The sequence below is a fragment of the Agathobaculum sp. Marseille-P7918 genome (assembly GCF_900625105.1).
In the GTDB taxonomy this organism is placed as follows: Bacteria; Bacillota; Clostridia; order Oscillospirales; family Butyricicoccaceae; genus Agathobaculum.
Map to the genome: position 1 here is coordinate 1 of NZ_UYYD01000016.1, position 25,469 is coordinate 25,469.

The following is a 25,469-nucleotide window of genomic DNA, read 5'->3' on the forward strand; positions in this document are numbered from 1 at the left end:
ATTTTTCTGCACTATATCATCTGGCCGGCCGCCATTTCGATTTTGAGATGCTCAGCGGCTTAGATTTGTGCGCTCGTTTTTTTGCTCATTCTCTCGAAAATTTTACTTGACTTTTTTTAGCAGGTCTTCAAAAAAAGGGCAGCCTTAGCTGCCCATCTCGTCACGATATGAAATAATCTGCTTCTTTTTCTGCTTGGCGCACCGCAGCGTCGTGGCAGCTCCGCCCCAATCATGGAGAACATACGCTACTACCACATCGCTGACTTCTATCATCCAGCGGTTTCTATGAGAAATCGCAAAACGGTGTGGCACAGTTTCCAGCGGCGGATACACAGTGCTGTCATAGCCGGAAGTGTTCCTCCCAGTGTTGAGATAAGCTAAGACAAGAACCAACTCAATCTGTGGATACTTTTTCTTTTGTTCCCGCAAAATGGATGCTGCTAAACTATCAAACTCTCCATATCCTCCGAGAAAAAAAGTTGTTGCTCCTTGCTCAATTAGATTTTGTGTTACTGTGCGAAGCCAACTCACAATCTTATCTTCTTTTGTGATTTGCGAATGGCCACAAAATGTTACATTCATACGATGGCACCCCTATTACCATCATACCGCAAATATCTCTATTAGTACAGGTACAGGGACTAATTTTAGCAGAATTGCCCATATACTAAATATAGTACAGTTACAGGGGCGGTGTATTGAATGAAACTAAATGAGGCGGTGAGCAAACGTCTTTCTGAATTACTGGATGAAAGAAATATGACGCAGTATCAGCTGTATATGAAAAGCGGCGTTCCCAAGTCCACCATAGGCAATATCATCAACTGTTCTTACGATTCCGTAAAGTTGCGGATCATTCACGAGATGTGCCAGGGGTTGGAAATTGGGATAGATACCTTTTTTGCATCGCCACTTTTCAAAGAAGATAATCTGGAACCATAAAACCTCTGACGAACTTCGTCGGAGGTTTTATAATAAGCGAACACCCTCTCCCGTTTAACGGAGAGGGTGTCTTTTTAGCCGTAAACCAAATCCTGTATTGCAAACTTCAAATCCTGCACCTTGCCCAGCAACCAAAAGGCCAGCTTTGGCAGCCCAAAGGGGCTTATGAGAAACGCGATCACCAGCAGGATAAGGCCGTTCTGCGGGGAGTATGTTACCAGGACGGCCACGCCCAGCAGGGCAATCACCGTACTGAGCAGCCCCAGCACCAAGCCGGACACATAGACCAGCCCCACACAAATCCAGATGGCAAGAGTGAGAAGCAATACCACCGGCGCAATCACAATCTTCAAAATCAGTTTCAATACAGTCATTTCATTGCCTCCTCTCGACGATCCAAATACTTCTGGCACAGATGGCGGACCTGTTCCTCGTCAGCTTTATTTTCTTCCCGGCGTCCCTTTGTCAGCTGAATAGCGGCAAAGGATTCATACTCAACCAGCAGATGGTCAAAGAGTTCCTCCGGAGTCCGGCATACATCGCCCTCGCAATAAGGTGGGTCTGGGGGGCTGCCGTTGAACGATACGCAGACATATCCGTACCGGCTCTTATAGACTTCTAGCTCCATATCCTGCGCCAGATAGTCCTCGAAAATCTCTAAAACCTTTTCAAAGGTCAACATCGGTATCTCAACTCCTTTATGAGAAATAGGAACACTTTGCTATCTGCCTTTATTATCCGGCAAGCCCCCTCAAAAGGCAAGGATACAGACAAAAAGAAAAATCGGAGGGAGGCGTGGCGAAAAGAACGCCGTTCCTCCCTCCGCAGATGGGATATATACCCCTGTCACGATAGATTGGAGAGCTGGGCCAGGATTTCCTTCACGCCCTCCCATAGCTGCTCCTGCCGCTGGGCTATATCTTCCAGGTCAGCGTCGTAGACACGCCCGGTCTCATGAACTCGGCGGGTAAGCTGGTTCAGGTTGTTGCTGCTCCGGCGCAGCAGAGACACCAGCTCCTTCAGCTCCGGCAAGTCCAGCTGCACCACATAACCGTCCAGGGCCATCTTCCGTAGATAGGCTTCTCGGTTCTTCGTCCCAACTTGGGACATTTTCTGCTCGATCAGCGCCAGCTCCTCTTGGGAGACTCGGAAATTCACCTGGACATCCCGTTTGCGTTTCGGGGCGCTCACCGTTCCGGCTCCTGTTTCTTCGACAAAGCAGGCTTGTGGGCGGGCGGCTCCTGTTTGAGCTTTTGTAAGACGGAGCCTTTCTCCGGCTCCTGGAACATTTTACGCACCTGCCGTGTAAACAGATCGGTCAGTCCAGGATTGACCCCATCCACAACCAGATAAGCACAGTGGCGCGAAATGCCGCTGTCCTCCGGCATGGGAATGGTTTTTGACCAGGCTTTGTTGTCACGGGAAACACGGCCATCGCTGTCCTTATGCTGGATGGTGTTGGCAAGGATGAACTGTACTCGTTCCGCCCCGAACTTTTCCAGCACCGTCTTAACCGCAGACTCCGTATCCAGCCGGTTATTCGCATAGTGGGCGCTGATGGCGTGTTCAATGGCCTCTTTACAGTCAAAGTTTGCCTGATAAGAGCGGTTATATTGTGCCATCTCCCCATGCTGGGACGCATAGGTGGCAGAATGGAGATAGAGAGGGACGGACCGCTGTTCTTCCAAAACCTTGCACACATCATCCGCCCGGTTCTCAATGCTGTCCCGGATCACATCCATGTATCCGGTCTCCAGTTTCTCAAAATAACGGTACACATCAGCCAGCGGTGTGGGCGAATCCAAAAGCGCCTGAGCCTGGGCATCGGTCAGCTCCAGCTCCTCCATCGCCATCACGATGTCCTCCCGGACGGTGTACTCATAGGTATGGTGTAGGATTTCCTCCGGGGGCTGGCTTTTCAGCCAGTCCCGGTATTTATCCTGCTCAGCAGCCATCTTTTCATAGAGGGCCGTATTCAGATCGTTGGCATTCATGTTATCGCACCTCCTTTTTGTTATATGAAAGAGCAGCAGGGGGCGCTTTGGTTCGCCCGGTCTATCTGATTTTGGATGCAGTACATGGTTGATACCTCGCTTTCTGTGATTGAATTATTCATAATTCTTGAGTATAATAAAACTGACAAAACCAGTATTGGAGAGGGGAAGAAAAGTGAAAAAACTTATTTTAGGTATAGCAGTTATGGCAATCGGTGCTATCAGCACAATTTCTATTATTGTTGCGACAGTATTATCTCCGTTAAATCCGTACTCTTACAATGGTGTTGACGGATGGTACGGTTGCCTTTTAGGAATGGATTTGGTTATGCCATTTACCGTTTCTATCATTGTTGCGATTATCGGATTAGCGATTGCAGTATGGGGAGTATTTGATAAGAATAATTAAACCTATTACCTCCCCTCTGATTGGAAAGTACAAAGGACGGGCAAGTCAAACGGCTTGCCCGTCCTTTTTGTTTATCGCACCTCCTCATGTTGTTTCGGTTTCTTTTCAGGGCTGCGGGGCGGCACCGGACGCTTCAAGCTGTCCAGCACCGAAGGCCGCGCACTCTTGGCAACCACAGTTTCCGGCTGAGCGTGGCCCTTGCCGTCAATGTTCAGCAGCGTGTCCAGTTCCACCAGACGGGCGGACTTGACTCGCAGATCGTCCTCAAAGGGAAACGGCTTTCCGATTTCCTCTTTGGCTGCGGCCTGCTGTTGGTAAAGGTTGTCTAGCTGGTTTTTCACGGCTTCCAAACGCTGAGGCATCTGAGCCAGTGCATTGTCGATACGGGTGAGGTTTCCGCGCGGGTCTGTGCCGAGGCTTGCCCGATGGGTCATCTGGCCTTTCAACAGGAGCGTATATTCCTGTTTCCAAGCGGAAAACTCCACGGACATAGTAAAGCCCCGATAGCTGCCGATCTGCACCGGTTCGGAGCCTTTGACCTCCTTACAGGCGTCCAGCAAGGCTGCACCGGCGTTTTCTTTGTCGGTCAGCACATCGCCCCGGATCTCCATTCCAGCAAAGCCATCCTCCGGGTGAGGATGGGCGGCCAGGATCTCCAGGTCCGCTTCAAAGCCTTTGATAAATCCCTTGTTGGTTTCGATTTCCTGGGGGAAGTATTTGAGCAACTGATCCTCCAGGCGGTACTGCTTGCTCTGGTGGTCGGCTTTCATCAGCTTCAGACGCGCAACCTCCACATCCAAATCCATGCGCTCCTTGATACGGGGGTCTCCGGCGCACAGGGCCTTGATCTCGGCAAAGGACAGCGCCGTTTCGTCCACATCATCGCAGGAGCGGACCGGCGATTTAGAGGTCATAATCTGAGAAATGAATTTTTGCTTGTTTTCAACCGTCTGCCAGAGATAAGCGTCAAAAGTTCCCTCGGTGACATAACGGTACACATGGACAAGAGGGTTCTGGTTGCCCTGGCGCTCAATACGGCCCTTGCGCTGGGCAAGGTCTCCCGGACGCCACGGACAATCCAGGTCATGGAGGGCCACCAGGCGGTCCTGCACATTGGTGCCAGCGCCCATTTTGGAGGTGCTGCCCAGCAGAACACGCACCTGCCCGGTGCGGACCTTGGAAAACAGTTCTTTCTTCTGCACTTCGGTCTTGGCTTCGTGGATAAAAGCAATCTGCTCGGCGGGCATTCCCTGGGCGATGAGCTTTTGCCGGATGTCCTCATAGATGGTAAAGGCAGGCTCCGGCTCATCCAACGGCACAGCCTGTTCCAGCGCATGAAGTGTGGGATTGTCCAGCTGTTTGGCTGCCTTTTTGGAGGGGGCTGCCTGGGGCGTGGAAATGTCGCAAAATACCAGCTGGGTCAGCTTGTCAGCCTCGCCGTCCCGCCAGATCTGCATGATATTGTCCACACACTGATTGACCTTGGTGCCGGGTTCATCCGGCAGCAGCTGGTTGATGATACGCTGGTCCAGGCCCAGCTTACGGCCATCGCCGGTAATCTTGAGCATATTGTCCTCTGAGGGGTCAACGCTGCCGCTGTGTACTCTGGAGGCGCGCTCGGAGAGAACCTGCACCATCTCTTTTTGATGTTCAGTAGGCTGGGCCACGATGTTGTGGTATTCCACCTCCGGGGTAGGCAGGTTCAGCTGATCGGCGGTCTTGATGTCCGCCACCTCTTTGAACAGGTTCATCAGTTCCGGGAGGTTGAAAAATTTGCTGAATCTCGTTCTTGCCCGGTAGCCGGTGCCTTCCGGTGCCAGCTCCAGCGCCGTGACGGTTTCTCCGAAGCGGCTGGCCCAGCAGTCGAAGTGGGTCATATTCAGCTCTTGCAAGCGGTCATACTGGAGATACCGCTGCATGGTGTAAAGCTCGGTCATGGAGTTGCTGACCGGGGTGCCGGTGGCGAAAATCACACCACGGTTTCCGGTCAGTTCATCCATATAGCGACACTTCGCAAACATATCGCTGGACTTTTGGGCATCGCTGGTGGAGAGACCTGCCACATTCCGCATCTTGGTGTATAAAAACAGGTTTTTATAGTTATGCGCCTCATCGACGAATAGGCGGTCCACACCCAACTGCTCGAATGTTACCACATCGTCCTTGCGGCTCTTGGCCTGCAATTTCTCCAGTCGGGCTTCCAGGGATTTACGGGTGCGCTCCAGCTGCTTGACCGTGAAACGCTCGCCGCCGCTGGCCTGCACTTCCGCAATTCCCTCGGTGATCTCGTCGATCTGCTCATAGAGAAGCCGCTCCTGACGCTCCCGGCTGATGGGAATTTTCTCGAACTGGCTGTGCCCCATGATGATGGCATCATAGTCGCCGGTGGCAATGCGGGCGCAGAACTTCTTGCGGTTGTGGGTCTCAAAGTCCTTTTTGGTGGTGACAAGAATGTTGGCGGAGGGATAGAGCCGCAGAAACTCCGACGCCCATTGTTCGGTCAGATGGTTCGGCACAACAAAGAGAGATTTCTGACACAAGCCCAGGCGCTTACTCTCCATGGCAGCAGCCACCATTTCAAAGGTTTTGCCAGCGCCTACCTCGTGTGCCAGCAGCGTATTGCCGCCGTACAGCACATGAGCGATAGCGTTTTTCTGATGTTCCCGCAAGGTGATGGCCGGGTTCATGCCGCCGAAAGTAATGTGTCCGCCGTCGTATTCACGGGGACGGGTGGAGTTCATTTCCTCATTGTACTGGCGGACCAGAGCTTGGCGGCGATCCGGGTCTTTCCAAATCCAGTCCTTAAAAGCGTCCCGGATGGCTTGCTGCTTTTGGGCGGCCAGGGTGGTCTCTTTGGCATTCAGCACCCGGCGCTCTTTGCCGTCTGCATCCTCTATGGTGTCGTAAATACGGACATCCCGCAGGTTCAGGCTGTCCTCCAGAATCTTGTAGGCATTGGCACGGCTGGTTCCGTAGGTGGTATAGGCTGCCACATTGTTCTGGCTTACAGAGCTTTTGCCGGTGATTTGCCACTCCGCGGTGAAAGAAGAATAGTTGACCTCGATATTGCGCTGGAGATAAAACGGCGTGTCGAAGGTCTCATACATAAACTGCTGGATGTACTCTTTGTCAATCCAGGTTGCGCCTAGGCGCACCTCAATCTCCGACGCATCCAGGTCTTTGGGCTGGGCAACGGTAAGGGCCTCCACATTGACTGCAAAGGAAGGGTCCTGTTGTGCTGCCCGCTGTGCCTGACGCAGCTTGCGCCGCACATTGCCGGACAGATACTCGTCGGCGGTCACATAATGGGGAGTGCCGTCTTTCTCCAACTGCCCAGGTACACGGAAGATCACGCCTTGCAGCTCGGCGGCCAGTTCGTCGCTGGTCTTGCCGGTCAGCTCCACCATATACGCCATATCGACACAGGCTTTTTCGGAAATTGATACGGCCAGAGCTTCACTTGCGGTATCCACAGTGTCCACCGCCTTGTGAGGCTTGATGGTGCGCTTGGTGAACATATCCGCCTTGCGCTCCAGCTTGCCGTCCTCGTCAATGACTTCCAACGCGCAGAGCAGATAGTAGCTGGAATCATCAGCAAAGGCCAGCCGGTTCGCCCGGTCATTGATAAGACCATATTTTGCAGAGAAGCTGTCATAGAGCCGGTTCAGTTCGGCCTGTTTGTCCTGGATGGTGCTGTCCGGTGTGGCGGCGTCCATTTGCAGATTAATGAGCTGCTGGACACATTCTCGCAGACCCACCAGTCCTTTCACACGGGCTTCGGCGGTGGCATTCAGGTCAGGCCGTACCATACGGCTGTTTTCACGGTAATACACATCGCCGTCCACAACGGTGTAGGAGTAATTTTTCACATTGGGGTCAGCAGGGATAGAAGTGTCGATGGCTTCGCCCTCGCCCAGCTCCGGCAGCTCGGCCTCCTGGTAGGTGCCGCGAATGTACTTCACGGCATCATGCAGCTGATCGGCAAGCTCCAGCCCCTCGATGGGGTTCACGGTGTAGTCCATGCCGTGAGCGGTGCTTTCCGGTTCCTGTCGGCCCAGCACCATTTCCGGGTGGTCCAGGAAATAGCGGTTGATGGCAAAGCCGTCCTCGGTCTGCCCGGTCTGCGTCCACTCCGGCACGATGTCCAACGGACGGTCACGCTTTTGCAGGAAGATGATGTCCGAAACGACCTCGGCACCTGCGTTCTTTTTGAAAGCGTCATTGGGCAGACGGATAGCCCCCAGCAGCTCGGCGCGCTGGGCAAGATACCGGCGCACGGTGGAATCTTTGGCGTCCATCGTATAGCGGCTGGTGACAAAGGCCACCACGCCACCAGGACGCACCTGGTCCAACGCCTTGGCAAAAAAGTAGTTGTGAATGCTGAAATTCAGCTTGTCGTAGGCTTTGTCCCGGACTTGATACTGGCCGAAAGGTACATTGCCGATGGCAAGATCATAGAAGTCCCGCCTGTCGGTGGTTTCAAAACCGGCCACGGTGATGTCGGCCTTGGGGTAGAGCTGCTGGGCAATCCGCCCGCTGATGGAATCCAGCTCCACGCCATAAAGACGGCTGTTTCGCATTTTCTCCGGCAGCATACCGAAGAAATTGCCTACACCACAGGACGGCTCCAGGATGTTGCCGGTCTCAAATCCCATGCGGCCCACAGCCTCGTAAATCGCTTTGATGACCGTAGGGCTGGTGTAGTGCGCGTTGAGGGTGGAACCTCTGGCAGCAGCGTATTCCTCCGGGGTCAGCAGCTCCTTCAGCTGGGCATATTCCTTGCTCCAGCTTTCCTTGTCGGGGTCAAAGGCATCGGCAAGGCCGCCCCAGCCCACATACCGGGAAAGGATTTTCTGCTGTTCCGGCGTTGCCTGCTCGGTGGTTTCCTCCAGGTATTTCAGCAGCTTGATTGCCTCGACATTGGCCTGGAACTTGGCCTTGGGGCCGCCTTCGCCCAGGTGATCGTCAGTGATACGGAAATTCTCGGCGGTGCGACGCAGATTGGCCTTGTATTCCTCATAAGAGGCTTCCTCGGCAGCTTTGACATTGGGGAAGGTCTGCCACTCGCCGTTTACCTGAATGGAAACGGGGTGTTCGTCCAGTACCTCATCCAGAGTCTTTTCCGGCTCGACATCAGGCGTGGGCGGCTCCGGCTCATTGGTTCGCAGGGTCTGAACAACCACATCATAGGGCAGATTATTCTTATCGCCCGGATAGACAGCCACAGTCTCGGCTTGGAAGGTCGGGGTTTCGGCAGCCGGTTCGGGGTGTTCCTGCTCAAAACCGCCCAACTGACGGGCATACATCCCGCGCAGCAAAGGCGCAACCTCGCTCCACTGGAAGAACAGCATGGCCAGACGCTTTTCATCTGCATCCAGCACTTCCAGCTCGATACCTTCCGGCATCGTGCGGTAATCGGCGGTCTCGCCGGTCTCCAGCTCCATCGTTTCCACGATGTTGGGATAGGTCCGACTCAGCCACAAGGCGATCTCTCGATTGCTCTTGCCGTTGCGAAGAAGCTCGGAAAGCTCCGCCTTGTCCGCCTCACCAATCAGTCCATGGGCCAGCACATCCCGCAGGTCCTGGTCCACCGTATCCAGATTTACAGGCAGGAACTCGGTATAGAAGTCGTTGCGGTTATCCTCACGCAAAAGCTGCTCAAACCGTTCCCGGCTCTCAGCCCGGTATATGGGATAGCTCATGCCGGTGGGCAGCAGCTGCACCGTGTCATCCCGCAGCTCTGTGATCTGATGGGGCCGGTCATCCAGATAGACAATATCACCCACATTGTAGGGAGGAACCGCTGGATCGTAGGAGGTTCGCTCCCGGAGTGTGCCACGAGCCGCAGCGTATTCCTCATCTGAAACCAGAACACGCGAATTATGGGGAGAAGGCTGTTCCGGCTCATCTGCCGGGACGCTCTCTCTGGATATGGCCTCCACATCCGCCATAACACGCTGGATGAATGGGTCATTATCCAGTTTTTCCTCATCCACCAGTTCACCATTCACAATGCCGCGCTCGGCCAAAGCCTCCCGAATGGCGATGGGGTCGATGTTGTCGAACCGGTCCTGTTCCGCTTCGGTGTAGAACCGGTCCTCCTTGATAAGCTGAGCGATCCGGCGCTGTACCTTGGACCAGGGCAGCACCGTTCCTTCGGGGCTTTCCGGGCGAACCGAAAACGGGGTTTTGCCATCGCCGCCGTCAAACTCATGGGCCAGCCATGCAGCGGTATCTTTTTCCCGCCCATGTTTCTCCATGTAACGGACAACGGCGTGTTTACTTTCGATTTTGCCGTTCCAGTCTTGGATAGCCTTGTCGATGTCATTGTCCGAGAGAGGGTGCAGTAGCTCATGGAGCTTGGGATAGGTCTCGTCGATGATTTCTCGATGAAGGCGCTGGCGGAACTCTGGTGTGTCGGAATAGAGGCGGAGCAGCTCCATGTTGCCAGATCCCAGGACAGCACGGCGAATGGCGGCATTGCCCTCGATCACAGCGTTCTCATGGTCACTGTGACCGCAGGCATTACGATATGGCACATCCCCCATAACAGCGGCAAGTACAATGGGCTTGTATTGCTCATGCAGTTCTCGAATCGTAGGGGCTGCGGCTGCTTCGGTCTCCCGAAATACTCTGGTCCCGTCTGCGCCAAACTCCGCTTCTTGGGTATTGATGTGCTGCTCCGCCTCATGGTCGATGGAGGGCATGGAATATTCTTGCCGCTCCTTGCCGGCTTCCGGGACAGCAGAAATGGTCACATCATGCTTATCACGCAGCTGTTCCACAACCTGCTCCAGCCGGTTTGCCGGGAAGCCGCACATTTCCACATAGCCACCTCCGGGAATGGCACGGAGAGTGAGATTGAGGTCCAGTTCGGCAACAGCAGTTTTGGCGTCCTCGCCGTATAGTTCAAAGAAATCACCCATCTGATACAGGACCATATCATCCGGGTGGCGCTCTTTGACGCCGTTATATTCCCACACAGTCGGGTTCGGTTGTTGGGCTTCCATGGTGTCCGTGTCTGCCAGAACCTTTTCCTCCTGGCTCTTATCGAACTCGGCCTGTTCCTGATCCAGTTCCTCCATCGGTGCAGGAGCATCTTCCACCCTGAAACCCTTTGGAGGTGGGTCCAATTCTGCCAAGAAATCCTGGGGAATGGTGTTTCCATGGGTGTCCCGATACAAAACCACAGCGATAGGAACCCCATAGTCTGTATCTTCCTGGATGGTTCTGATGAACTTCTCCGTATCCGTATATTCTACAATCTCGCCCGGCAAGCCATTGGTTCCCAGGTATTCAATCCGGCCCACGGCTTCCACTTCCGGTTCCGACTCCGCCAGGGCCTTTTCTGCCTGGATTTTGTCGTACTCCTCCTGTTCCTGTTCGGTGAGATAGCGTCCCTTCTGGATCAGGTCGGTAATCCGTTTGGCGACTTTCTCCCAGGTGAAATGCACATCCGGGCAGCCGTCTTTTTTGTAGTGCAGACCTTTTCCGTCGTGGCTTTCATCGCTTTTCATTGCACCGGACAGGGCATGGGAGTTACCGCCAATACCATACTCGTGTTTGAGAAAATCCACCTTTTCCTTATCCGTATGGGGTTCTTGGAAAAAGGTGAAAATACGACCCTTACCGCCCTCAAAGCCGCTGCCTCTGGTCATGGCGGCGTCGATCTCGTCCTCGGAGATAAACTGCTTGACCGCAGGTACTTCCGTTAACTGAGAGGTAAAGGTGGTGCGAGGCAAGGATAGATCTCGCAGGTTTTCCCAAATCTCTTTAGGCTTGTGGTAGTGGAACCGCAGCAAATCCCGATCCTGCTGGTAGGCCGTCCAGAAGGCAGCATATTCTTCCGCAAGGTTCTGGCGAAACTCCGGGCTTTTCAGCTGCTCGGTGAGCCATGCGGATTCCTCCGGGAAGCCACGCCCCGGATTGTTGGCAAGGCTGGGCAGATACCCGGCTTCTCTGGCTTCCTCGCTGAAATCGTGGTACAGATACCAGAACTTTTCCGCGAGGAGGGAGCGTTCATAGCCCGCAGCCTCAGCCAGCTCCACATTGGTGGCAAACTGGCCGTCCTGCAAAAGCTGGCCGATACGCTCGGCGGCACTCTCCCAGGAAATGACCTGGGCGGACTTGTCGTAACGGGCTGTTCTGCCATGGGACAGATGGATTCCATCCTCGGCATACCATGCAGTGATGCTGCCGATCCCGTTGCCCCCATGGTACAGATTTTTCAGGGTGTCTGCGATCTCGGCGGTGGACTTCTGCTCCTCGAAAGCCGCGACAATGCGCTCTCTCTGGCGATAGGTGTTGCCGCCCAGCCGCAGCACATGGTCGATGTCAGCCTGGGCAAAAGAAAAAGCAGAGGATGTTTTCACATTCTCTGCTTCATCTATGATTCTGATTTGTTCTGCTTCGGAGAGGAAGAAACTCAGCTGTGAATAAGCTCCGTCATCAGAATCTCCTCGGCCTGAGCCTTGCAGGTGTTCATCAGGCCCACCCACTTCATCGGGTCGCTGGCTTTCAGCTGCTCCGTCACGCCCGCTGCCGCCGCCAGTTGGGGCATCATCTGCTCCAGACGGCTCTGCGCTGTCTCGTCGATCTCGATGAGGTGCGGGTACAGCTTCTCGGTCAGCAGCAGCTGGTTGTAAATCAGGGGCCGGTGTTCCTTCAGATACGCTTTCCGCAGCCGCCCGTACTTGCCCAGGGGCTTCTCCGGCTGTTCGCTCAGGCTCAGGTCGGGAATCAGGTAATCCCCGTTCTGCGTGTAAGTCAGGTTGTTCTTCATGGTGGTTGCTCCTTTCCGCGAGTTGTTCGCGCTCATAATTCTGGATGGTGACGCCGATCTGCCGCAGCACCTGCTGGTTCATCTGACTGACCGCCGCTCCCAATGCCCCAACCGTGGCCGGGGTATTAAAATCGAAAATCGGCATGAAGTCCTCATGCTGGAAATATTGCTCCGTATCCAGCCCACATCGGGACATCAGGGCGTAGGCGATGCTGACGGTGGCGGCAGACTTGAATTGGACTTCGATGTTGTAATCATCGTACTCCGCCAGGAACGAACCGTCAACGATATAGCGGAAGTCTCTCTGATGATCGTCCCAATACTCACTCGCCAGCTTTCCGGCTACATCAGTGAGCTGCTGGGCGAGATCGTCACCGGCAACGCCGTAGTTTTGCTCCAGCATGGCCGACACAGGACCGATATGCTGTTCTTCCAGCTGCCACAACCAGGGTGTGCGAGAATGTTCGCGGGTGCCGGTGTCGGAAATATCAAACACATAGCGCAGGCGGGGTTTGTCACCGGAATCGTCCACCAGGGCAATACCCTTGGAGCCACGGCGCACATACCGGCCCATTTTGTCATTCCACAGGTCATACTCGGCGCAGGCGGTAGCGTCCGGGCGCTGGGCGTATATCATCATTTGCTCGTGGAATGGGTACTTATAAAGGCGGGCGGCGGTGGTGAGAAAAGCCGTCCACTCCTTCCAGCTGCCCACAAGCTGGGTCGATACCTGTTCGGCCATCTGCCGGTAAAATTCAGCTTTGGATGGCATGGTTTTCTGTCCTCCCTTCATGTTGAATAGAAATGGGACGGCATATCAGGCCGTCCCATCAGGTCTTTATGTGTGTTTTTTACTCGTCAAAATCCGGGTACAGCTCCAGCTCAGCAAACTCGGCATCGCTCATGGCCTGGAGTTTCTCCAGGGCGTTGTCCGTCAACTTCCGCAACTCGGTTTCCTCCAGCGAAAGCTCGCTGCGCATCTCCGTCAGAGCGTCGATCAGCCCGGTGCGACTGCCGGTGTTATAGATGCAAAGAAGGTTCGTTTCCTCAAAGGTGAAGTTGTTCATATCAAAGCTCCCTTTCCGCGCTCTTTTTTTGCGCTGTCTTTTTCGGTTCCGTCTTAGGCAGGCTTTTCAGCTGCTCCATGACGGACTTTTTCTTTTCCCGGTCCTCCCGGTGGGCGGGGGCAGCCAAATCCATGAGGGAGATCGGCTGGCCGCTGCGGGCCTGCTGTTCCAGCTGGGCCACCGTCGGCTCTTTGGGACCGTTGTTGATGATTCCGTCGATCATGCCGTAATCATCTTCCACCGCCATTTCCGCGTTCTTCAGCGGATTGTCCGGCAGAAATCCGGGAATCTGCTCAAAGCCGAAGCTATCGCAGTAATGACAGGATACCTTGCCATCCCGCTTGATGGCAACGATGTCGCTGACACTCATGGACGGGTGGCCGTAATCGGCGGGATGTTCGTTGTTGAAGCGGTAAAAGAGCTGTTCGGTGGTATCGCCTTTCAGATCAGAGGGCTGCAACGGGGCTGTATAAACCAGCTCATAGTTGTTCCGCTGTACTGTCTGCCCGATGGACTTGATCCATTCCAGGCCCTCGTAGCGGATGTCCCGCAGCTCGTCGGTGTGCTTCACCTGATAAATAGCGAAGCAGTCCCCCTTGTGGGAGAGAAACGCCTGCTCCCGTTCCTCCTGGTGGGCCATGCGGTCCTTGACCAGCTTATCAAACTCCGGGCTTTCCTCCCATTCCTCGCGGGATACAGCAAAGATGCCGTCATGGGCGTCCAGGTCGGCGGTGTCAAAGGCCATTTCTGGGTTTTCACCCTCCTGGACGATATAAACGGTCAGGTCTCGCTCCATCAGCTCATAGGCCCGCTCTTTGGAGAGGGGCAGAAGGTCACCGTCCAGGTAGCCACATTTCTCCAGATCATCCTGAGTCAGTGCCGGGTCCGGCATGGGATACTCGTCCAACGCCTGCTCCTGGGCATCCGGCAGCTGGGTGGCGACTGCTTCTGCGGTCTGCTGGCTGACCTGTTCCTGCATCTGGTGGTAAGCCGCCTCCTGCAAAGTCTCGATCATGGACAGCGGCGCGTACTTGATGGACTTGCCGCCCATCCCCAGGTCCTCGCAGATATGGCTTACCGCTGTGGAACGGCCCATATCCGGCCCGTCCAACTGGCCGCCGTCCATCTGCTTCATGGTTGCCACATCGTAGAGCGTGTAGTCCCAGCCGGTGTCACAGGGTTGAACATGAAGATAGGTGGTATCATCCAGCACCAGCAGGGCCTCCCGGTACTCGGCGCTGGGCTGGGGACTTTCAGTATCGAAAGACAACGGAAATTCCTTATCAGAGTTCCAGTCAGTATCCACGCCCATCGCCATCGCTTCATCGGCCATCTTCACAAGGTTGGGGTCAGGTTCCGGTTCATCCAGCTGTTCCGGTTCAGTCATCGGCACCAGCTGATCCAGGCGTCCCATAAGCTCGGCAGCTTTTTGGGTGGTTTCATCCGGTTCGTCCTCGTTCACGATATTCTGGAGCCATTCGCGTACACCGCTGGCATCTCCGCTTCGGAGTGTGGCAGTCAGTTCGTGCAGTGCGTCCTCACGGCTATCTGCATTGTTCCGATACTCATAAGGGTCATAATCGAAAGTGAACTGGTCGATGTCTGCCGCCAGCTGCTCGATAGGGTCCCGCTCCGGCTCCGGGGCGGCAGTCAGGTCAATGCCGCGCTCCTTGCAGATTTCCTTGTAGTTGCGCTCGATGTCGTTAATCAGCTCGCAGGAAGTCTTGTTGATAGTCTCCAGACTGGCCCGCAGCTCCTTCAGCTCCTTGTCCTTCGACCAGGAAGCGATGTAGCCAAAACTGTTCTCGCCGGTCTGGATGCCGAAATACTGACAGACCGCATAGGAAATGCTCTCGGCCTCCACTTCCTCGGTGTTGCGGTTCTTGGCGGCCTGTTTCACCGCCGTCAGATCTTCCTCCACCTCCAGACGCCACTCAAACTGATTCTCGTCCACATAGCGCCAGCCTTCCTCGGCGGCGGCCTGTTCCGCCTCTGCTTCGGTGGCGAAGTCCAGACGGAAGTCATGCTTGGTGCCGCCCTCGCTCACCATCACGATCTTCCAGGTCGACTCCGCTTCGTACTTTTTGGGGTCGTGGAGCTTACTATGCGCGGTCTCATGGACAGCGGCAGAAACAGTCTGCACCTCGCTCATGCCTTCCCGAATGGCGATCCGCTGCTGGTCAGAGGAAAAATAGCCGTCCATGTTCTCCGCCATAGGCTCAAACTCGATGGGGACCGGGGCGGAACGGCGTAGAGCCTCTAGGAACGCCTCATAGTGCGGCACCGTCCCGGACAGGCTGGAGGCCAGCTCCGGCAGGGGCTTGCCATCCGTCTGGCTCACATCGAACACCTTGACCGGACGGAACATGGGGATTTCGATTTCCTTTTCCTCCATGACCGCCTTGCCATCCGCGTCCAGAATAGGAGCCTGGGTGTCCGGGTCTCGCTTCATTTCCTCGATCTTCTTTTTGTAGGGCGTAGGGGCGATGATGGTGATACCATGCTCGCCCTTTTTCACATGGCGCTCAAACTGGTTTTTCCACTTGTTGAACCCGGCCACTAGGGTAGCGTCCGGGCGCTGCATATAGATAAGCATGGTGTTGTTGACGGAGTAACGGTGGAACTTGGACATAACGGACAGGTAGCGCATATACTTTTCGCTCTCAAACAGTTCCTTGATACCCTGTTCAATGCCCGCCGTGATCTCCTGCAACCGTTCCCGGTTGGTGGGCTTATCAGCCATGAATTTCACTCTCCTTTCCAATTTGGCGATTTCTGAATGATGTTCGGCAATCCACAGTCTTTGTTCATCGGGAGTATCCTCCAGAAAAAAATCCAGCAGATAGCCCACATAGTCCTTTTTCTGGATTGCCTCCATGAATCGGGGATGTGGATTTTCCTCCGGTGTTTTGGGTGTGTAGTCCGTTTCCCACTTGCGGAGCAAATGAAAGTAGTCGGCCAGGACACGAAAGGCATGGTCTCGGTCCTCCTTAAATTTCTGCGCCTCGGATTTCTGCCGGACATAGCGTCGCCGGGGAGGGGCCTGACTGTCATAAGCCAGGCCAAAATCCTGGGCCAGCTTCTCGGCGGCCTCTTTGGGGGACAGATTGTAGAGCCTCGCTGTGAAGTCGATCACATCGCCGGTGGCTCCGCAGCCAAAGCAGTAAAAATATTCCTCGTTCAGCTTCATGCTGGGATTTTTGTCATCGTGGAAGGGACAACAGGCCATGCCGCTCCGGTTGACCTCGATTCCGTACATCTGCGCTGCTTCTCGGACGGTGATGGACTGTTTGACAGCCTCAAAGACACTTTCAGCCATGCTTACTCATTGCCTTTCTTGGGGGTGGGCGGCCTGTATCCGGCAGCCTTGGCCAGTTCACTGGCTGCCTTACGGCGCTCGGCGCTGTACGGTTCCCGGACGGACACACAGCGTTTGGGAACGAGAAAGGTTTGGCGGTCCTTTTTCACGATCTGGTCCGGGTATTTCTCTGCCAGTCGCCGCAGCTTCTCCAGCAGTCGGGGGTCATGGGTATAGACCTCGGCGGCGGCTTCGGCCTGGTTGTAGAGGATGATGGTTTCCTGTTCATAGCGTGAGAGCTTCATCGTTTGCCACCTTTCTGCTGGTCAAACTCCAGCTTGAAGTTGGCGTACTGCCCATCATCCGCCAACACCACAGTGGCATCGTAGGTCTTGCCGGTTTTCTCGGAGTACAGGCCCCTCACATGAGCACGACCATCTTTGAGCAGTGCCGTTACGATGGCTTTGGTAGGTTGCTTGTGCTTCATCTCCCACCACTTGTTGTTTTTCCAAATTGCAAATTTGCAAGATTCTGTCTGACAGAAGAAGCCTTTTTGCATTTCTGCAACCTCTCCGCCGCAGCGGGGGCATTTGCCCACCACTTCGCGGGAAGGGCTGAACAAATACTCCGTTCCCTTGATAGCTTGATAGGTCCCAACCAGCTCTTTGAGCATGGTGGAAATCCCATCCATGAAGTCCTCCGGGGTAAGCTCGCCACGCTCGATCTCGCCCAGCCGGTACTCCCATTCAGCGGTCAGCAGGGGCGATTGCAGCTGTTCCGGCAACACCGTGATAAGGGACACCGCATTATGGGAGGGCATGAGCTGCACGGTTTTCTTGCTCTTTTTGCGCTCCAGGAAGCCGGTGGAAACCAGCTTTTCCAGAATCCCGGCGCGGGTGGCCGGGGTCCCCAGACCCTTGCGTTCGGCATTGTCCGGCATATCGTCCTTCCCGGCAGTCTCCATTGCGGAAAGCAGCGTATCCTCGGTGAAGTGCTTGGGTGGGCTGGTTTTGCCCTCCTTAACGGCAGCGCCGGAAAGGGGCAAGCTCTGGCCCTCCATCAGCTCCGGCAGAGCCTTGTCCTCGGTTTCCTTGTCCGGCTCCGCATTTTTCAGCCCAGCACGGTAGGCAGCGTCCAGCGCCCGCCAGCCGTAGTTTTTCACTGTGCGGCCCTTGGCGGTAAACTCCGTTCCGGCGCACTCCACAACAACGGCGGTTTCCGCATAGATATGAGGTTCCGCCACAGCGCACAGCAGCCGCAGGGCCACCAGCTCCAGCACTGCCTTTTCACCCACCGGCAGGCCGGTCAGGTCTGCGCCCTGGATGTTGCGGGTGGGAATCACCGCATGGTGGTCGGTTACTTTCTTGTCGTTGATGACCTGGGCCGCATCGCAGGAAATGGCGATCCCTTTCCGAAACGGCATGGCCTTGGCAACCAGATTGACCAGCACAGGCAGGCTTTCAGCCATATCGCTCGTCAGATAGCGGCTGTCTGTTCGGGGGTAGGTGCAGAGCTTCTTTTCGTACAGATTTTGGAGGTAGTCCAGGGTTTGCTGGGCGGTAAATCCCAGCAGCCGGTTGGCATCTCTTTGGAGCGTGGTCAGGTCATAGAGGGCGGGCGCTTTCTCGGATTTTTCCTTACGCTCCACCTTTTTCACCGTCACAGCCGCACCTTGACAGGCAGTTTTCAGCTGCTCGGCAGCGGCCTTGTCCGCCATGCGCTCCCCGGAAACAGAAAAACCGGGCAGTTCCAGCGTGACCGTGTAGAACGGCACCGGCTTGAAGGTGTCGATCTCGGCTTCCCGCTGGACGATAAGGGCCAGCGTCGGGGACATGACGCGCCCGATGTTGAGGGTTCGGTGATACAGCACGGAAAACAGCCGGGTGGCATTGATACCCACCAGCCAGTCCGCCTTGGCGCGGCAGAGGGCCGCATCTCGCAGACCGTCATAGTCCGTGCCGGGGCGCAGGTTCGCAAAGCCCTCCCGGATGGCGGAATCCTCCATCGAGGAAATCCAGAGCCGTTTCATAGGCTTCTGGCAGCCCGCCAGCTCGTAGACGCTGCGGAAGATCAGCTCCCCCTCGCGTCCGGCATCGCAGGCGTTCACCACCTCAGTTACATCCGGGGCGTTCATCAGCTGTTTTAACACATCAAACTGTTTCTTCTTGTCCTTGCTCACCACCATCTGCCAGGGTTCCGGCAGAATGGGCAGGTCGTCATAGCGCCACTTGGCGTAGTCGGGGTTATAGGCGTCGGCATCGGCCAGCCCAGCCAGGTGGCCCACACACCAGCTGACCCGCCAGCCGTTGCCTTCTAAATAGCCGTCCTTGCGGATGTCGGCCCCAATCACAGCGGCCAGACTTTGGGCAACGGACGGTTTCTCAGCGATCACCAGCTTCATGGTTTTTCATCCTCCTTTCCCGCAGCCATGCGGTCAGCTGCCGGTGGCAGAATCCCACACAGGGCTGACCGGCACGGTAATTCCCACAGCCATAACAGGGGTGGCTGGGAGATAAAGAAGGAGGACGGGAAGTTTCCTTCCCGCCCTCCGGCCTGCGTGTCATCATGCGTTCATAGGGGCTGTCGGTGAAGCGGGTCAAACCGTCTTGTCCTCGCTTTCCTCGTCGCCGCCCCCGTCAGCGTCCAGCTCGTCGGATTCCTCGGTCTCCCAGGGGTCCTCGTCCTCCTGGTCGGTATCGTCCTCGCCGTAGTCGTAATCGTCCAAATTGTCGTTGCCCTTGGTCTTGGGCTTATTCTTGATGAATTTGAAGTAGGCAAAGGCACCGCCGCCGCCCATCAGGGCCAGCACCGCCAAAAGCAGGGCCGGATTCAGCCCCGTGGTTTTCTGCGCCGGTTCCTCCGGCTCCGGGGTTTCCTCCGGGGTCTCCGGTTCCGGCTCCTTGCCCGTGCAGGCGCTCATATTGGTGGCGCACACCGGGCAGGCCGTATTCACCGCACCGGCCACACATTTCTCCGTACAGGTACAGGTGGCGGGCTGCTCCTGGGTAGTCTGACCGTCCTCCATCAGCGCCTTCAAATCGGCTTCATCCACCTGGTTCAGAAAATGTACCGCTGTTTCCTTGTCCTCGTTGGCTCGGTCAATGAGGATGTAGAAGTAGTTGCCCGCCTTGGTGGTGACGGTGATAAGCTGCTTGTTGCCGCCGAAATCATCTACCAGGGCAGCGTTGCCATCCGGGGTCAGGGCCGGACTGTCCTCGGTTTCCTCCACCACCACATTACTGTCATTGGTAGTATCTTCTGCCGGAGGCTGCTCCGTCCCCTGGGCAAAGGCCGTAACGGAGAAGCTGGCCATCAGCACCAGAGCCGCACACAGGGCCGAAAAGGTCTTGAAAATTCTCTTATTCTTCATGGTCAATCTCCTCCTGTTCGGTGTAGTCAGCAGAGGCAGCGGCCATGCCGGGAACCGCGCTGCCGGACAGCATGGCGTTCAGCTGGGCCGGGGTCATACGCAGGGCGCGCACCATCTGGACGATCTCCAGGTTCTCCGCCTCGGTTTTCTGCGCTTCCAGTGTTTTCAGCTTGTCCTGATACTCCGCGATCTTCTCGCGGACCTTGGCAATCTCCTGGTCAATGCGCTGGATTTTGTTCTTAGCCATAATCAATCACTCCTTCTTGAAAAATTTCTGTTACCAGTTCATGAGGCCATAGCCCTTGATACACTCGTAATTCAGGTCATAGCTTCTGATTTTGCAGGCATCGCCGCTGTTGCCTTCCACGGTGTAGACCCGACTGCCGTCCGTGCCAATGACAAGGCCCACATGGTCGGCGCTGCCATCCAGGTCCCAATCGAAGAAAATAGCGTCTCCAGGGGCAAGGTTTTCATAGCCCCGTGCGCCCCATTGCCCGTGAGACTGGAACCAGGGAACGCCCTGGGACTGACAACCTGCAAAGCGCGGTTCGGACAGTCCCATTTGGCCATAACACCAGGATACGAAGCAGGCGCACCATTCTACGCGGGAATTAAAGCCATACCAGCTCCAGAACGGCTGACCGCCTACATTGCCCACCTGACTTTTCGCTATATCCACCACAGCCTGATTGCCGGGGCGAGTGCCATTGACAAACTGAACACCGGTCAAACTCTCGGAATCACTGGTGTTTGTGGAACCGCCGCCGAAAACTAACGGTTTGTTACCCATCGTTTGCCGGTACACCTGGTACATTTCCAGCTGCTCCGGGGTCAAAAGTTCCGAGGCAACAGACGAAATGGGCTTACTGGTGAGAGTTACATTCAAAATGTAGTAGTTGTAGGGAACCTGAACGGTGTAGTTATTGCCCTGGCTGTCAGTTCGGGTTTCCGTCCGATAACGCACTTCCACTTCCTCGGTGAGCGTCAGTTGATACTGTGCGTCTAACACACGCTCCATCTCCGTCTGGGCGCTCTGCCGGGTATATCCCTGCAATACAGCAGACAGATAAGCCGCCAGCTCATGGGGGTCATGCCCAATCATATCCAAGTCATAGCGGTACTCGTCATACCCTGGATGGCTGCTTTCGATGTTGTCGATCTCGGCTTGCAGCGCCGCTTCTTTGGCGGCGTAATCCGCCTCCACAGCTACCAGCTCCGGGTCATCTGAAGGATAGGTAGTACCGGAAATAACCGAACCAATTCCTTGGCTCAATACAGAACAGGAGGACATGGTATTGAGCAACATACAGACCATCAAGAAGATGGCAACCACCACAAGGACTCCTTTTTTATGGCGCATGACAAACGCGCCTGCCTCTTGCGCCTTTTCCTTGACCGTCTTGGCAGCCTTGCCGGTCTTTTTTACGGTTCTGGCTGTATTTCCGGCAGTCTGACCGACGCGTTTGGCAGCAACGTATTCCTTTTTAATGGCCTGCTTTTGCTGCCAGCGGGAGATGGGATTGCTGGTAAGCTGGGGATTTTCCCGCAGGGACTTCTGATACAGGGCGTTCACATTGGCTTTTTCCAACTTTTGCTCGGCCTGGGCTGCCTTGCGATAGGGCTTCAGCTTATGGCTGCGGTAGCCCTCCCGGACCAAGCGCGTGCCGGTCTCTGCGGCCTCCTCGGACTTGTGGGCACTCTCCACGCCCACATTGTCCTGTTCGGTCTCTCGGATTTCCTTGTGGATTTTTCCCATTGCAGCATTGGCGGGGGTATCCCGCACTGCATGGGACAGCTTGGAGGGCGGTTTTTTCTTGTCCTCCAGCACCAGCTTGGTGGTCACTTTGCCGGTCTCCGGGTCCACCGTCTTTTGCCGGACTTGCTTTTTCGGGATTTTGGCCTGCGCCCTATCCGCTTTGGCGGCGGCCTTGTCCGCCTTACGGATGGGCTTTTCCAGCGCCGGGTCAGCCCGTTCCTCATCTGTAAAGCGCAGGCGCGGTTCCTTATTCATACCATTCTCCCATCATCAGAGAAGCAACCATGTAGCGCAGTTCTACATAGAGGGCCAGCCCCACAGGGTCATGGAAGGGATGCTGAAGCAGATAGGCGTAGATCTGCGCCACCACATTGGCCAGCAGCTCAGTCTGGCTGCCCTCAAAGATGATGACAGCGGGAACGCCGCTCATGGCACACCAGATTTCCGTCAGGCGCAGCAGACCCGCTTCGCCGTCCTCATTCAGTTCTGCCGCCTGATCTGCCGCCGTGCGGCTCTCGCTGATGGCATCGGCCATATTGGTGAGTAGCTGTGCGCGCTCATCCTCCAGGGCAGCGTCAAAAAACATCATGGTATCCAGTTCAGTGTTGGGGTTCATGGTCATTCATCCTCCTTTTTTAGTTCCTGGGGTTTGGTAGTCATAATGCGATACAGCTCGGTATTTTTGGGGAAGTGATCCACAAAAGGCAGAATGGTGGAGCCGTAAAACAGCAGGCCCTCGCCCTCGCTGGAGTGGGTCACATAGCTGAGCTGATGTGGGGAAATGCCCAGCTGCTTGGCAAGAATCTGCCGGTCGCCGCCCGCCTGGTTGAGCATATACACGAAGTCGGAGTTTTCAAAGATGTTCTCCACCTCGCGGCTGCTCAAAAGGTCCTTTACATTCTGCGTGATACCAGTGGGAATGCCGCCCCACTTGCGGAATCGCTTCCAAATCTCGACGGTATAGGCGGCAGTCTGTTCCTCTTTCAGCAGCAGGTGCATCTCGTCGATGTAGTAGCGGGTGGACTTGTGGGCGGCGCGGTTGATGGTGACACGGTTCCACACCTGGTCCTGGACCACCAGCATACCGATTTTTTTCAGCTGTTTGCCCAGTTCCTTGATGTCATAACAGACAATGCGGTTGTTGATGTCCACATTGGTCCTGTGGTTGAACACATTGAGGGAGCCGGTCACATAGATTTCCAGCGCCGTGGCGATGTACTGTGCTTCTTTTTCATCCTGCGCCCGCAGCAGGTTGTAAAGGTCCTCCAGAATGGGCATATTCTCCGGGCGCGGGTCGTTCAGATAGTCCTGATACACCAGCCGCACACAACGGTCGATGATGGTTTTCTGCACCGGCTGCAACCCCTCCTTGCCTCCCACGATCAGCTCGCACAGCGACAAGATGAAGTCGGACTTCAAAGACAGCGGACTTTCATCGTCCGAATAGTCCAGGTTCAGGTCCATGGGGTTAATGTAGTTGGTGGAAGTGGGCGAAATCTTGATAACCTGCCCATGCAGACGTTCCACCAGAGGCGCATATTCCGCTTCCGGGTCCAGGATTTCGATCTCGTCCGAAGTTAGCAGGAAACAGTTGGCGATCTCACGCTTGGCGCTGAAAGACTTACCAGAACCCGGCGTACCGAGAATCAGGCCGTTGGGGTTTTTCAGCAGCTTGCGGTCCACCATGATAAGGTTACTGGACAAGGCATTGATGCCATAGTACAGAGCCTCTTTGCCGTTCTGGAAAAGTTCCTGGGTGGTAAACGGCACGAAGATGGCCGTGGAACTGGTGGTTAGACCGCGTTGAATCTCAATCTGATTGAGACCCAGGGGCAGGCAGCTCATCAGCCCTTCTTCCTGCTGGAAGTCGAGCCTTGTCAGCTGGCAGTTGTACTTCTGGGCAATGGAACTGGCCTGGAATACATTGTTGTCCAGCTGACGGGGATTGTCTGCGGTGTTTAATACCAGGAAGGTCACAAGGAACATTCGCTCGTTGCGGCTCTGCAAATCCTGCAAGAGCTTTTTAGCCTCGGCACCATAAGTGGCAAGGTCGGAGGGAATGATGTCCATGTCATATCCGGCACGGACGGCCTTTTTCTGTTCCTCGATTTTGGATTTGTCCAGATCGGTGATTTTTCGCTTGACCGTCTTGATGGCCTTGATCTGATCTACCGACTGGATGTGCAGGCTGACAATCAGATTGGATTCCATGTCCAAAAACTCCGCCAGCATTCGGTCGTTCAGTTCTGGCGCGAGGATCTGTACGAAGCTGACCGCCCCGTACTTTTTGCCCATACGGAACTGCTTGCCAGTGCGAAACTCAAAAGAGCTGGGCGCGATAAAATCCTTGGTGGACAGACCGCTGTACGGGAGCCAGTCCCACTCAAAGCGGAACGGCAGCTGCTCATCCATGTGGAAGATTCCATGGAGCTGGGCAAGTCTTGCCTTACCGTCCAGAGTCTCGGCAGCCACGCCCAGACGCTTGAAGTTATTGAGAATATCAGTCTCAATACGCTCCAAACGGGGCTTGGCCGACTTAATGCTGTCCGCGTCAATGCCGAAGGTGAGATACTTGGTCTTGATAAGGCCGTTGTTGCCCTTTGCCAGCTGGTTTTGCAGCATGGTCATGTACTCCACCCGGATACTGTCAAAGTCATCCCCCTGGAGAGGAATGGAAATGGCACGGGCAAAAGTCTCTTTAGATGCTGCAAGATTCAAAAAAGACAGCTCAAATTTGATCGAGCTGTCGAAGTAGTTGAGGAAATCGCACCAGCCCTCGAAGATCGCTGTTTTGTCCTCGTTCTGCGAGAGCTGATAGTTGATGTCCTGAAATTGGATGGTCTTTGTGTAGTGGCCGTCTGCCACGCGGCAGATACCATCCGGCCACATTCGTTCATAGGGGATGCTGTCCTGAGCCGATTTTTCCTTTTTGTCTGTGCGATTGGCACGGGCAATGGCAGCCTCAATCTGCTTTCTGTCGGCGCGGGACAGTTTTTTCTTGGTCCTGACCGGCTGCACAGCTTTTTCCTCGGTTTTTCCGAACAGCCGGTGCAGCCAGCTTTTGATTGCCGTGAACAATGTCGTACACCTCCTCGTCAAGATTTGCCTGCCGCTCCAGAGCGGCATAGAAATTGTTGGTCTTATACGGGCGCTGCTTGGGACGAATCACCGTGACACGGATGATATTCCCCACGATCTTTTCCAAGGGCTGGCCGTGTTTCTCGTACATGGCGAGCATGAAGAAGGGCAGCATGACCAGCATCATACACATGGCTGCTGCGCTGCTTCCCACAGGACCTCGGAGCAAAAAGAAAAGCGGTACGCCGATCAGCGCCCCGCCGGTGAAGCAGATTAGCTGCCTCTTGGTCAGGTTGAAAGCAACCTTGGTTTTGACTTTCGTCAGATCTTTGGGTACGGGTACATAAGCCAATGGGATTTCCTCCTTTCTGGTTAGTGTGCGTTAAACACAGCTTTTGCAAGGCTTCCGGTCTTAAAGAGCGTAAAGCACAACAGGACCGTATAGCCCACACAGCTCCAGATAGCCATGATGATGTCGGATTCAGTGGCGATATTCTGTACCAGCACGGCATAGATCGCCACACAGACGATGATGAGAAATGCCTGGAAGCCCAGAGCAAGGAGGGAGCGTAGATAATTTTGGCCCATGCCGCCCGATTCCTTGCTCATCATGGTAGCCATAGGAATAGGGGCTACCGAAGTCACAAGTAGGGTAAGAACCCGGCGCCTTGCCATATTGCTATGGTAGGTTTCCGAGAACTCCCCTCCGAACCGGACTTACACCTCTCAGCGTATCCGGCTCTCCAGATGTCAGTCTAATTTCCCAGCGTGTA

The 25,469-nt window shown here is 55.2% G+C and carries 21 protein-coding genes and 1 pseudogene; 3 read left to right on the plus strand and 19 right to left on the minus strand.

What is annotated here, in order from left to right:
* Positions 1 to 144: 144 nt before the first annotated feature.
* Positions 145 to 582 (minus strand): hypothetical protein, encoded by a 438-nt coding sequence (locus tag EJL02_RS13275; RefSeq protein WP_125116839.1) that lies wholly within the window; start codon positions 580 to 582, stop codon positions 145 to 147.
* A 120-nt stretch (positions 583 to 702) separates the two neighbouring features.
* Here EJL02_RS13275 and EJL02_RS13280 point away from each other — a divergent pair, with 120 nt between their 5' ends.
* The gene (locus tag EJL02_RS13280) at positions 703 to 942 is read left to right on the plus strand and encodes a helix-turn-helix domain-containing protein (RefSeq protein WP_125116840.1); all 240 of its coding nucleotides are present in this window, start codon (positions 703 to 705) and stop codon (positions 940 to 942) included.
* A 74-nt stretch (positions 943 to 1,016) separates the two neighbouring features.
* Here EJL02_RS13280 and EJL02_RS13285 read toward each other — a convergent pair whose 3' ends face one another.
* The 4 genes from EJL02_RS13285 to EJL02_RS13300 form a co-directional block, all read right to left on the minus strand.
* The gene (locus tag EJL02_RS13285) at positions 1,017 to 1,316 is read right to left on the minus strand and encodes a CD1845 family protein (RefSeq protein WP_125116841.1); all 300 of its coding nucleotides are present in this window, start codon (positions 1,314 to 1,316) and stop codon (positions 1,017 to 1,019) included.
* The gene (locus EJL02_RS13290) at positions 1,313 to 1,624 is read right to left on the minus strand and encodes a hypothetical protein (protein ID WP_125116842.1); all 312 of its coding nucleotides are present in this window, start codon (positions 1,622 to 1,624) and stop codon (positions 1,313 to 1,315) included. Before EJL02_RS13290 ends, EJL02_RS13285 begins: the two co-directional genes overlap by 4 nt.
* A 164-nt stretch (positions 1,625 to 1,788) precedes the next feature.
* Positions 1,789 to 2,133, minus strand: a complete 345-nt coding sequence (locus EJL02_RS13295) for a plasmid mobilization protein (RefSeq protein ID WP_125116843.1) — start codon at positions 2,131 to 2,133, stop codon at positions 1,789 to 1,791.
* Positions 2,130 to 2,936 (minus strand): DUF3848 domain-containing protein, encoded by an 807-nt coding sequence (locus EJL02_RS13300; protein WP_125116844.1) that lies wholly within the window; start codon positions 2,934 to 2,936, stop codon positions 2,130 to 2,132. Before EJL02_RS13300 ends, EJL02_RS13295 begins: the two co-directional genes overlap by 4 nt.
* Before the next feature lie 175 nt (positions 2,937 to 3,111).
* Here EJL02_RS13300 and EJL02_RS13305 point away from each other — a divergent pair, with 175 nt between their 5' ends.
* On the plus strand, positions 3,112 to 3,345 hold the full coding sequence (locus EJL02_RS13305) for a hypothetical protein (protein ID WP_083870444.1): 234 nt from the start codon (positions 3,112 to 3,114) through the stop codon (positions 3,343 to 3,345).
* 71 nt (positions 3,346 to 3,416) lie between these two features.
* Here EJL02_RS13305 and EJL02_RS13310 read toward each other — a convergent pair whose 3' ends face one another.
* Both EJL02_RS13310 and EJL02_RS14495 read right to left on the minus strand, forming a co-directional pair.
* On the minus strand, positions 3,417 to 11,717 hold the full coding sequence (locus EJL02_RS13310) for an SNF2-related protein (protein ID WP_243114519.1): 8,301 nt from the start codon (positions 11,715 to 11,717) through the stop codon (positions 3,417 to 3,419).
* Between the two features lie 53 nt (positions 11,718 to 11,770).
* Complete coding sequence (locus tag EJL02_RS14495) at positions 11,771 to 12,127, minus strand: TnpV protein (protein WP_243114520.1); 357 nt, start codon at positions 12,125 to 12,127, stop codon at positions 11,771 to 11,773.
* Here EJL02_RS14495 and EJL02_RS14500 point away from each other — a divergent pair.
* Positions 12,126 to 12,929, plus strand: coding sequence for a hypothetical protein (locus tag EJL02_RS14500; protein ID WP_243114521.1), 804 nt, complete (start codon positions 12,126 to 12,128; stop codon positions 12,927 to 12,929). The two genes, EJL02_RS14495 and EJL02_RS14500, sit on opposite strands and share 2 nt — an antisense overlap.
* 49 nt (positions 12,930 to 12,978) lie before the next feature.
* Here the strand turns inward: EJL02_RS14500 and EJL02_RS13315 are convergent, their stop codons facing one another.
* The 12 genes and pseudogenes from EJL02_RS13315 to EJL02_RS13370 form a co-directional block, all read right to left on the minus strand.
* Positions 12,979 to 13,194, minus strand: a complete 216-nt coding sequence (locus EJL02_RS13315) for a transposon-transfer assisting family protein (protein ID WP_125116846.1) — start codon at positions 13,192 to 13,194, stop codon at positions 12,979 to 12,981.
* A 1-nt stretch (position 13,195) separates the two neighbouring features.
* Positions 13,196 to 16,513 carry an LPD16 domain-containing protein gene (locus EJL02_RS13320; RefSeq protein ID WP_125116847.1) on the minus strand — a complete coding sequence of 1,106 codons (3,318 nt, stop codon included), beginning with the start codon at positions 16,511 to 16,513 and terminating at the stop codon, positions 13,196 to 13,198.
* Positions 16,514 to 16,515: 2 nt separating this feature from the next.
* Positions 16,516 to 16,797 (minus strand): immunoglobulin, encoded by a 282-nt coding sequence (locus tag EJL02_RS13325; protein ID WP_125116848.1) that lies wholly within the window; start codon positions 16,795 to 16,797, stop codon positions 16,516 to 16,518.
* On the minus strand, positions 16,794 to 18,893 hold the full coding sequence (locus EJL02_RS13330; protein ID WP_125116849.1) for a type IA DNA topoisomerase: 2,100 nt from the start codon (positions 18,891 to 18,893) through the stop codon (positions 16,794 to 16,796). The genes EJL02_RS13325 and EJL02_RS13330 overlap by 4 nt, the downstream gene beginning before the upstream one ends.
* Complete coding sequence (locus EJL02_RS14505; protein WP_125116850.1) at positions 18,874 to 19,092, minus strand: hypothetical protein; 219 nt, start codon at positions 19,090 to 19,092, stop codon at positions 18,874 to 18,876. Before EJL02_RS14505 ends, EJL02_RS13330 begins: the two co-directional genes overlap by 20 nt.
* Positions 19,089 to 19,862 carry a DUF4366 domain-containing protein gene (locus EJL02_RS13340; RefSeq protein WP_125116851.1) on the minus strand — a complete coding sequence of 258 codons (774 nt, stop codon included), beginning with the start codon at positions 19,860 to 19,862 and terminating at the stop codon, positions 19,089 to 19,091. Before EJL02_RS13340 ends, EJL02_RS14505 begins: the two co-directional genes overlap by 4 nt.
* The gene (locus EJL02_RS13345) at positions 19,852 to 20,109 is read right to left on the minus strand and encodes a DUF4315 family protein (RefSeq protein WP_125116852.1); all 258 of its coding nucleotides are present in this window, start codon (positions 20,107 to 20,109) and stop codon (positions 19,852 to 19,854) included. The genes EJL02_RS13340 and EJL02_RS13345 overlap by 11 nt, the downstream gene beginning before the upstream one ends.
* Before the next feature lie 30 nt (positions 20,110 to 20,139).
* Complete coding sequence (locus tag EJL02_RS13350; protein ID WP_125116853.1) at positions 20,140 to 21,873, minus strand: C40 family peptidase; 1,734 nt, start codon at positions 21,871 to 21,873, stop codon at positions 20,140 to 20,142.
* Complete coding sequence (locus EJL02_RS13355; protein WP_125116854.1) at positions 21,866 to 22,234, minus strand: DUF3851 family protein; 369 nt, start codon at positions 22,232 to 22,234, stop codon at positions 21,866 to 21,868. The genes EJL02_RS13350 and EJL02_RS13355 overlap by 8 nt, the downstream gene beginning before the upstream one ends.
* 2 nt (positions 22,235 to 22,236) lie before the next feature.
* Entirely contained in the window at positions 22,237 to 24,636 is a 2,400-nt protein-coding gene (locus tag EJL02_RS13360) for a VirB4-like conjugal transfer ATPase, CD1110 family (RefSeq protein WP_125116855.1), read from the minus strand.
* Positions 24,581 to 25,048, minus strand: a complete 468-nt coding sequence (locus tag EJL02_RS13365; protein WP_125116856.1) for a PrgI family protein — start codon at positions 25,046 to 25,048, stop codon at positions 24,581 to 24,583. The genes EJL02_RS13360 and EJL02_RS13365 overlap by 56 nt, the downstream gene beginning before the upstream one ends.
* Before the next feature lie 20 nt (positions 25,049 to 25,068).
* Positions 25,069 to 25,347: pseudogene (locus EJL02_RS13370) on the minus strand (VirB6/TrbL-like conjugal transfer protein, CD1112 family); the annotation flags it as partial.
* Positions 25,348 to 25,469: the final 122 nt, after the last annotated feature.

Coding starts and splice junctions, on each gene's coding strand:
- EJL02_RS13340 (WP_125116851.1), bottom strand. CDS start 19,862: ATGAAGAATAAGAGAATTTTCAAGACCTTTTCGGCCCTGTGTGCGGCT.
- EJL02_RS13315 (WP_125116846.1), bottom strand. CDS start 13,194: ATGAACAACTTCACCTTTGAGGAAACGAACCTTCTTTGCATCTATAAC.
- EJL02_RS13355 (WP_125116854.1), bottom strand. CDS start 22,234: ATGAACCCCAACACTGAACTGGATACCATGATGTTTTTTGACGCTGCC.
- EJL02_RS13330 (WP_125116849.1), bottom strand. CDS start 18,893: ATGAAGCTGGTGATCGCTGAGAAACCGTCCGTTGCCCAAAGTCTGGCC.
- EJL02_RS13350 (WP_125116853.1), bottom strand. CDS start 21,873: ATGAATAAGGAACCGCGCCTGCGCTTTACAGATGAGGAACGGGCTGAC.
- EJL02_RS13325 (WP_125116848.1), bottom strand. CDS start 16,797: ATGAAGCTCTCACGCTATGAACAGGAAACCATCATCCTCTACAACCAG.
- EJL02_RS13300 (WP_125116844.1), bottom strand. CDS start 2,936: ATGAATGCCAACGATCTGAATACGGCCCTCTATGAAAAGATGGCTGCT.
- EJL02_RS13275 (WP_125116839.1), bottom strand. CDS start 582: ATGAATGTAACATTTTGTGGCCATTCGCAAATCACAAAAGAAGATAAG.
- EJL02_RS13290 (WP_125116842.1), bottom strand. CDS start 1,624: ATGTTGACCTTTGAAAAGGTTTTAGAGATTTTCGAGGACTATCTGGCG.
- EJL02_RS13280 (WP_125116840.1), top strand. CDS start 703: ATGAAACTAAATGAGGCGGTGAGCAAACGTCTTTCTGAATTACTGGAT.
- EJL02_RS13345 (WP_125116852.1), bottom strand. CDS start 20,109: ATGGCTAAGAACAAAATCCAGCGCATTGACCAGGAGATTGCCAAGGTC.
- EJL02_RS13285 (WP_125116841.1), bottom strand. CDS start 1,316: ATGACTGTATTGAAACTGATTTTGAAGATTGTGATTGCGCCGGTGGTA.
- EJL02_RS14495 (WP_243114520.1), bottom strand. CDS start 12,127: ATGAAGAACAACCTGACTTACACGCAGAACGGGGATTACCTGATTCCC.
- EJL02_RS14500 (WP_243114521.1), top strand. CDS start 12,126: ATGGTGGTTGCTCCTTTCCGCGAGTTGTTCGCGCTCATAATTCTGGAT.
- EJL02_RS13320 (WP_125116847.1), bottom strand. CDS start 16,513: ATGGCTGAAAGTGTCTTTGAGGCTGTCAAACAGTCCATCACCGTCCGA.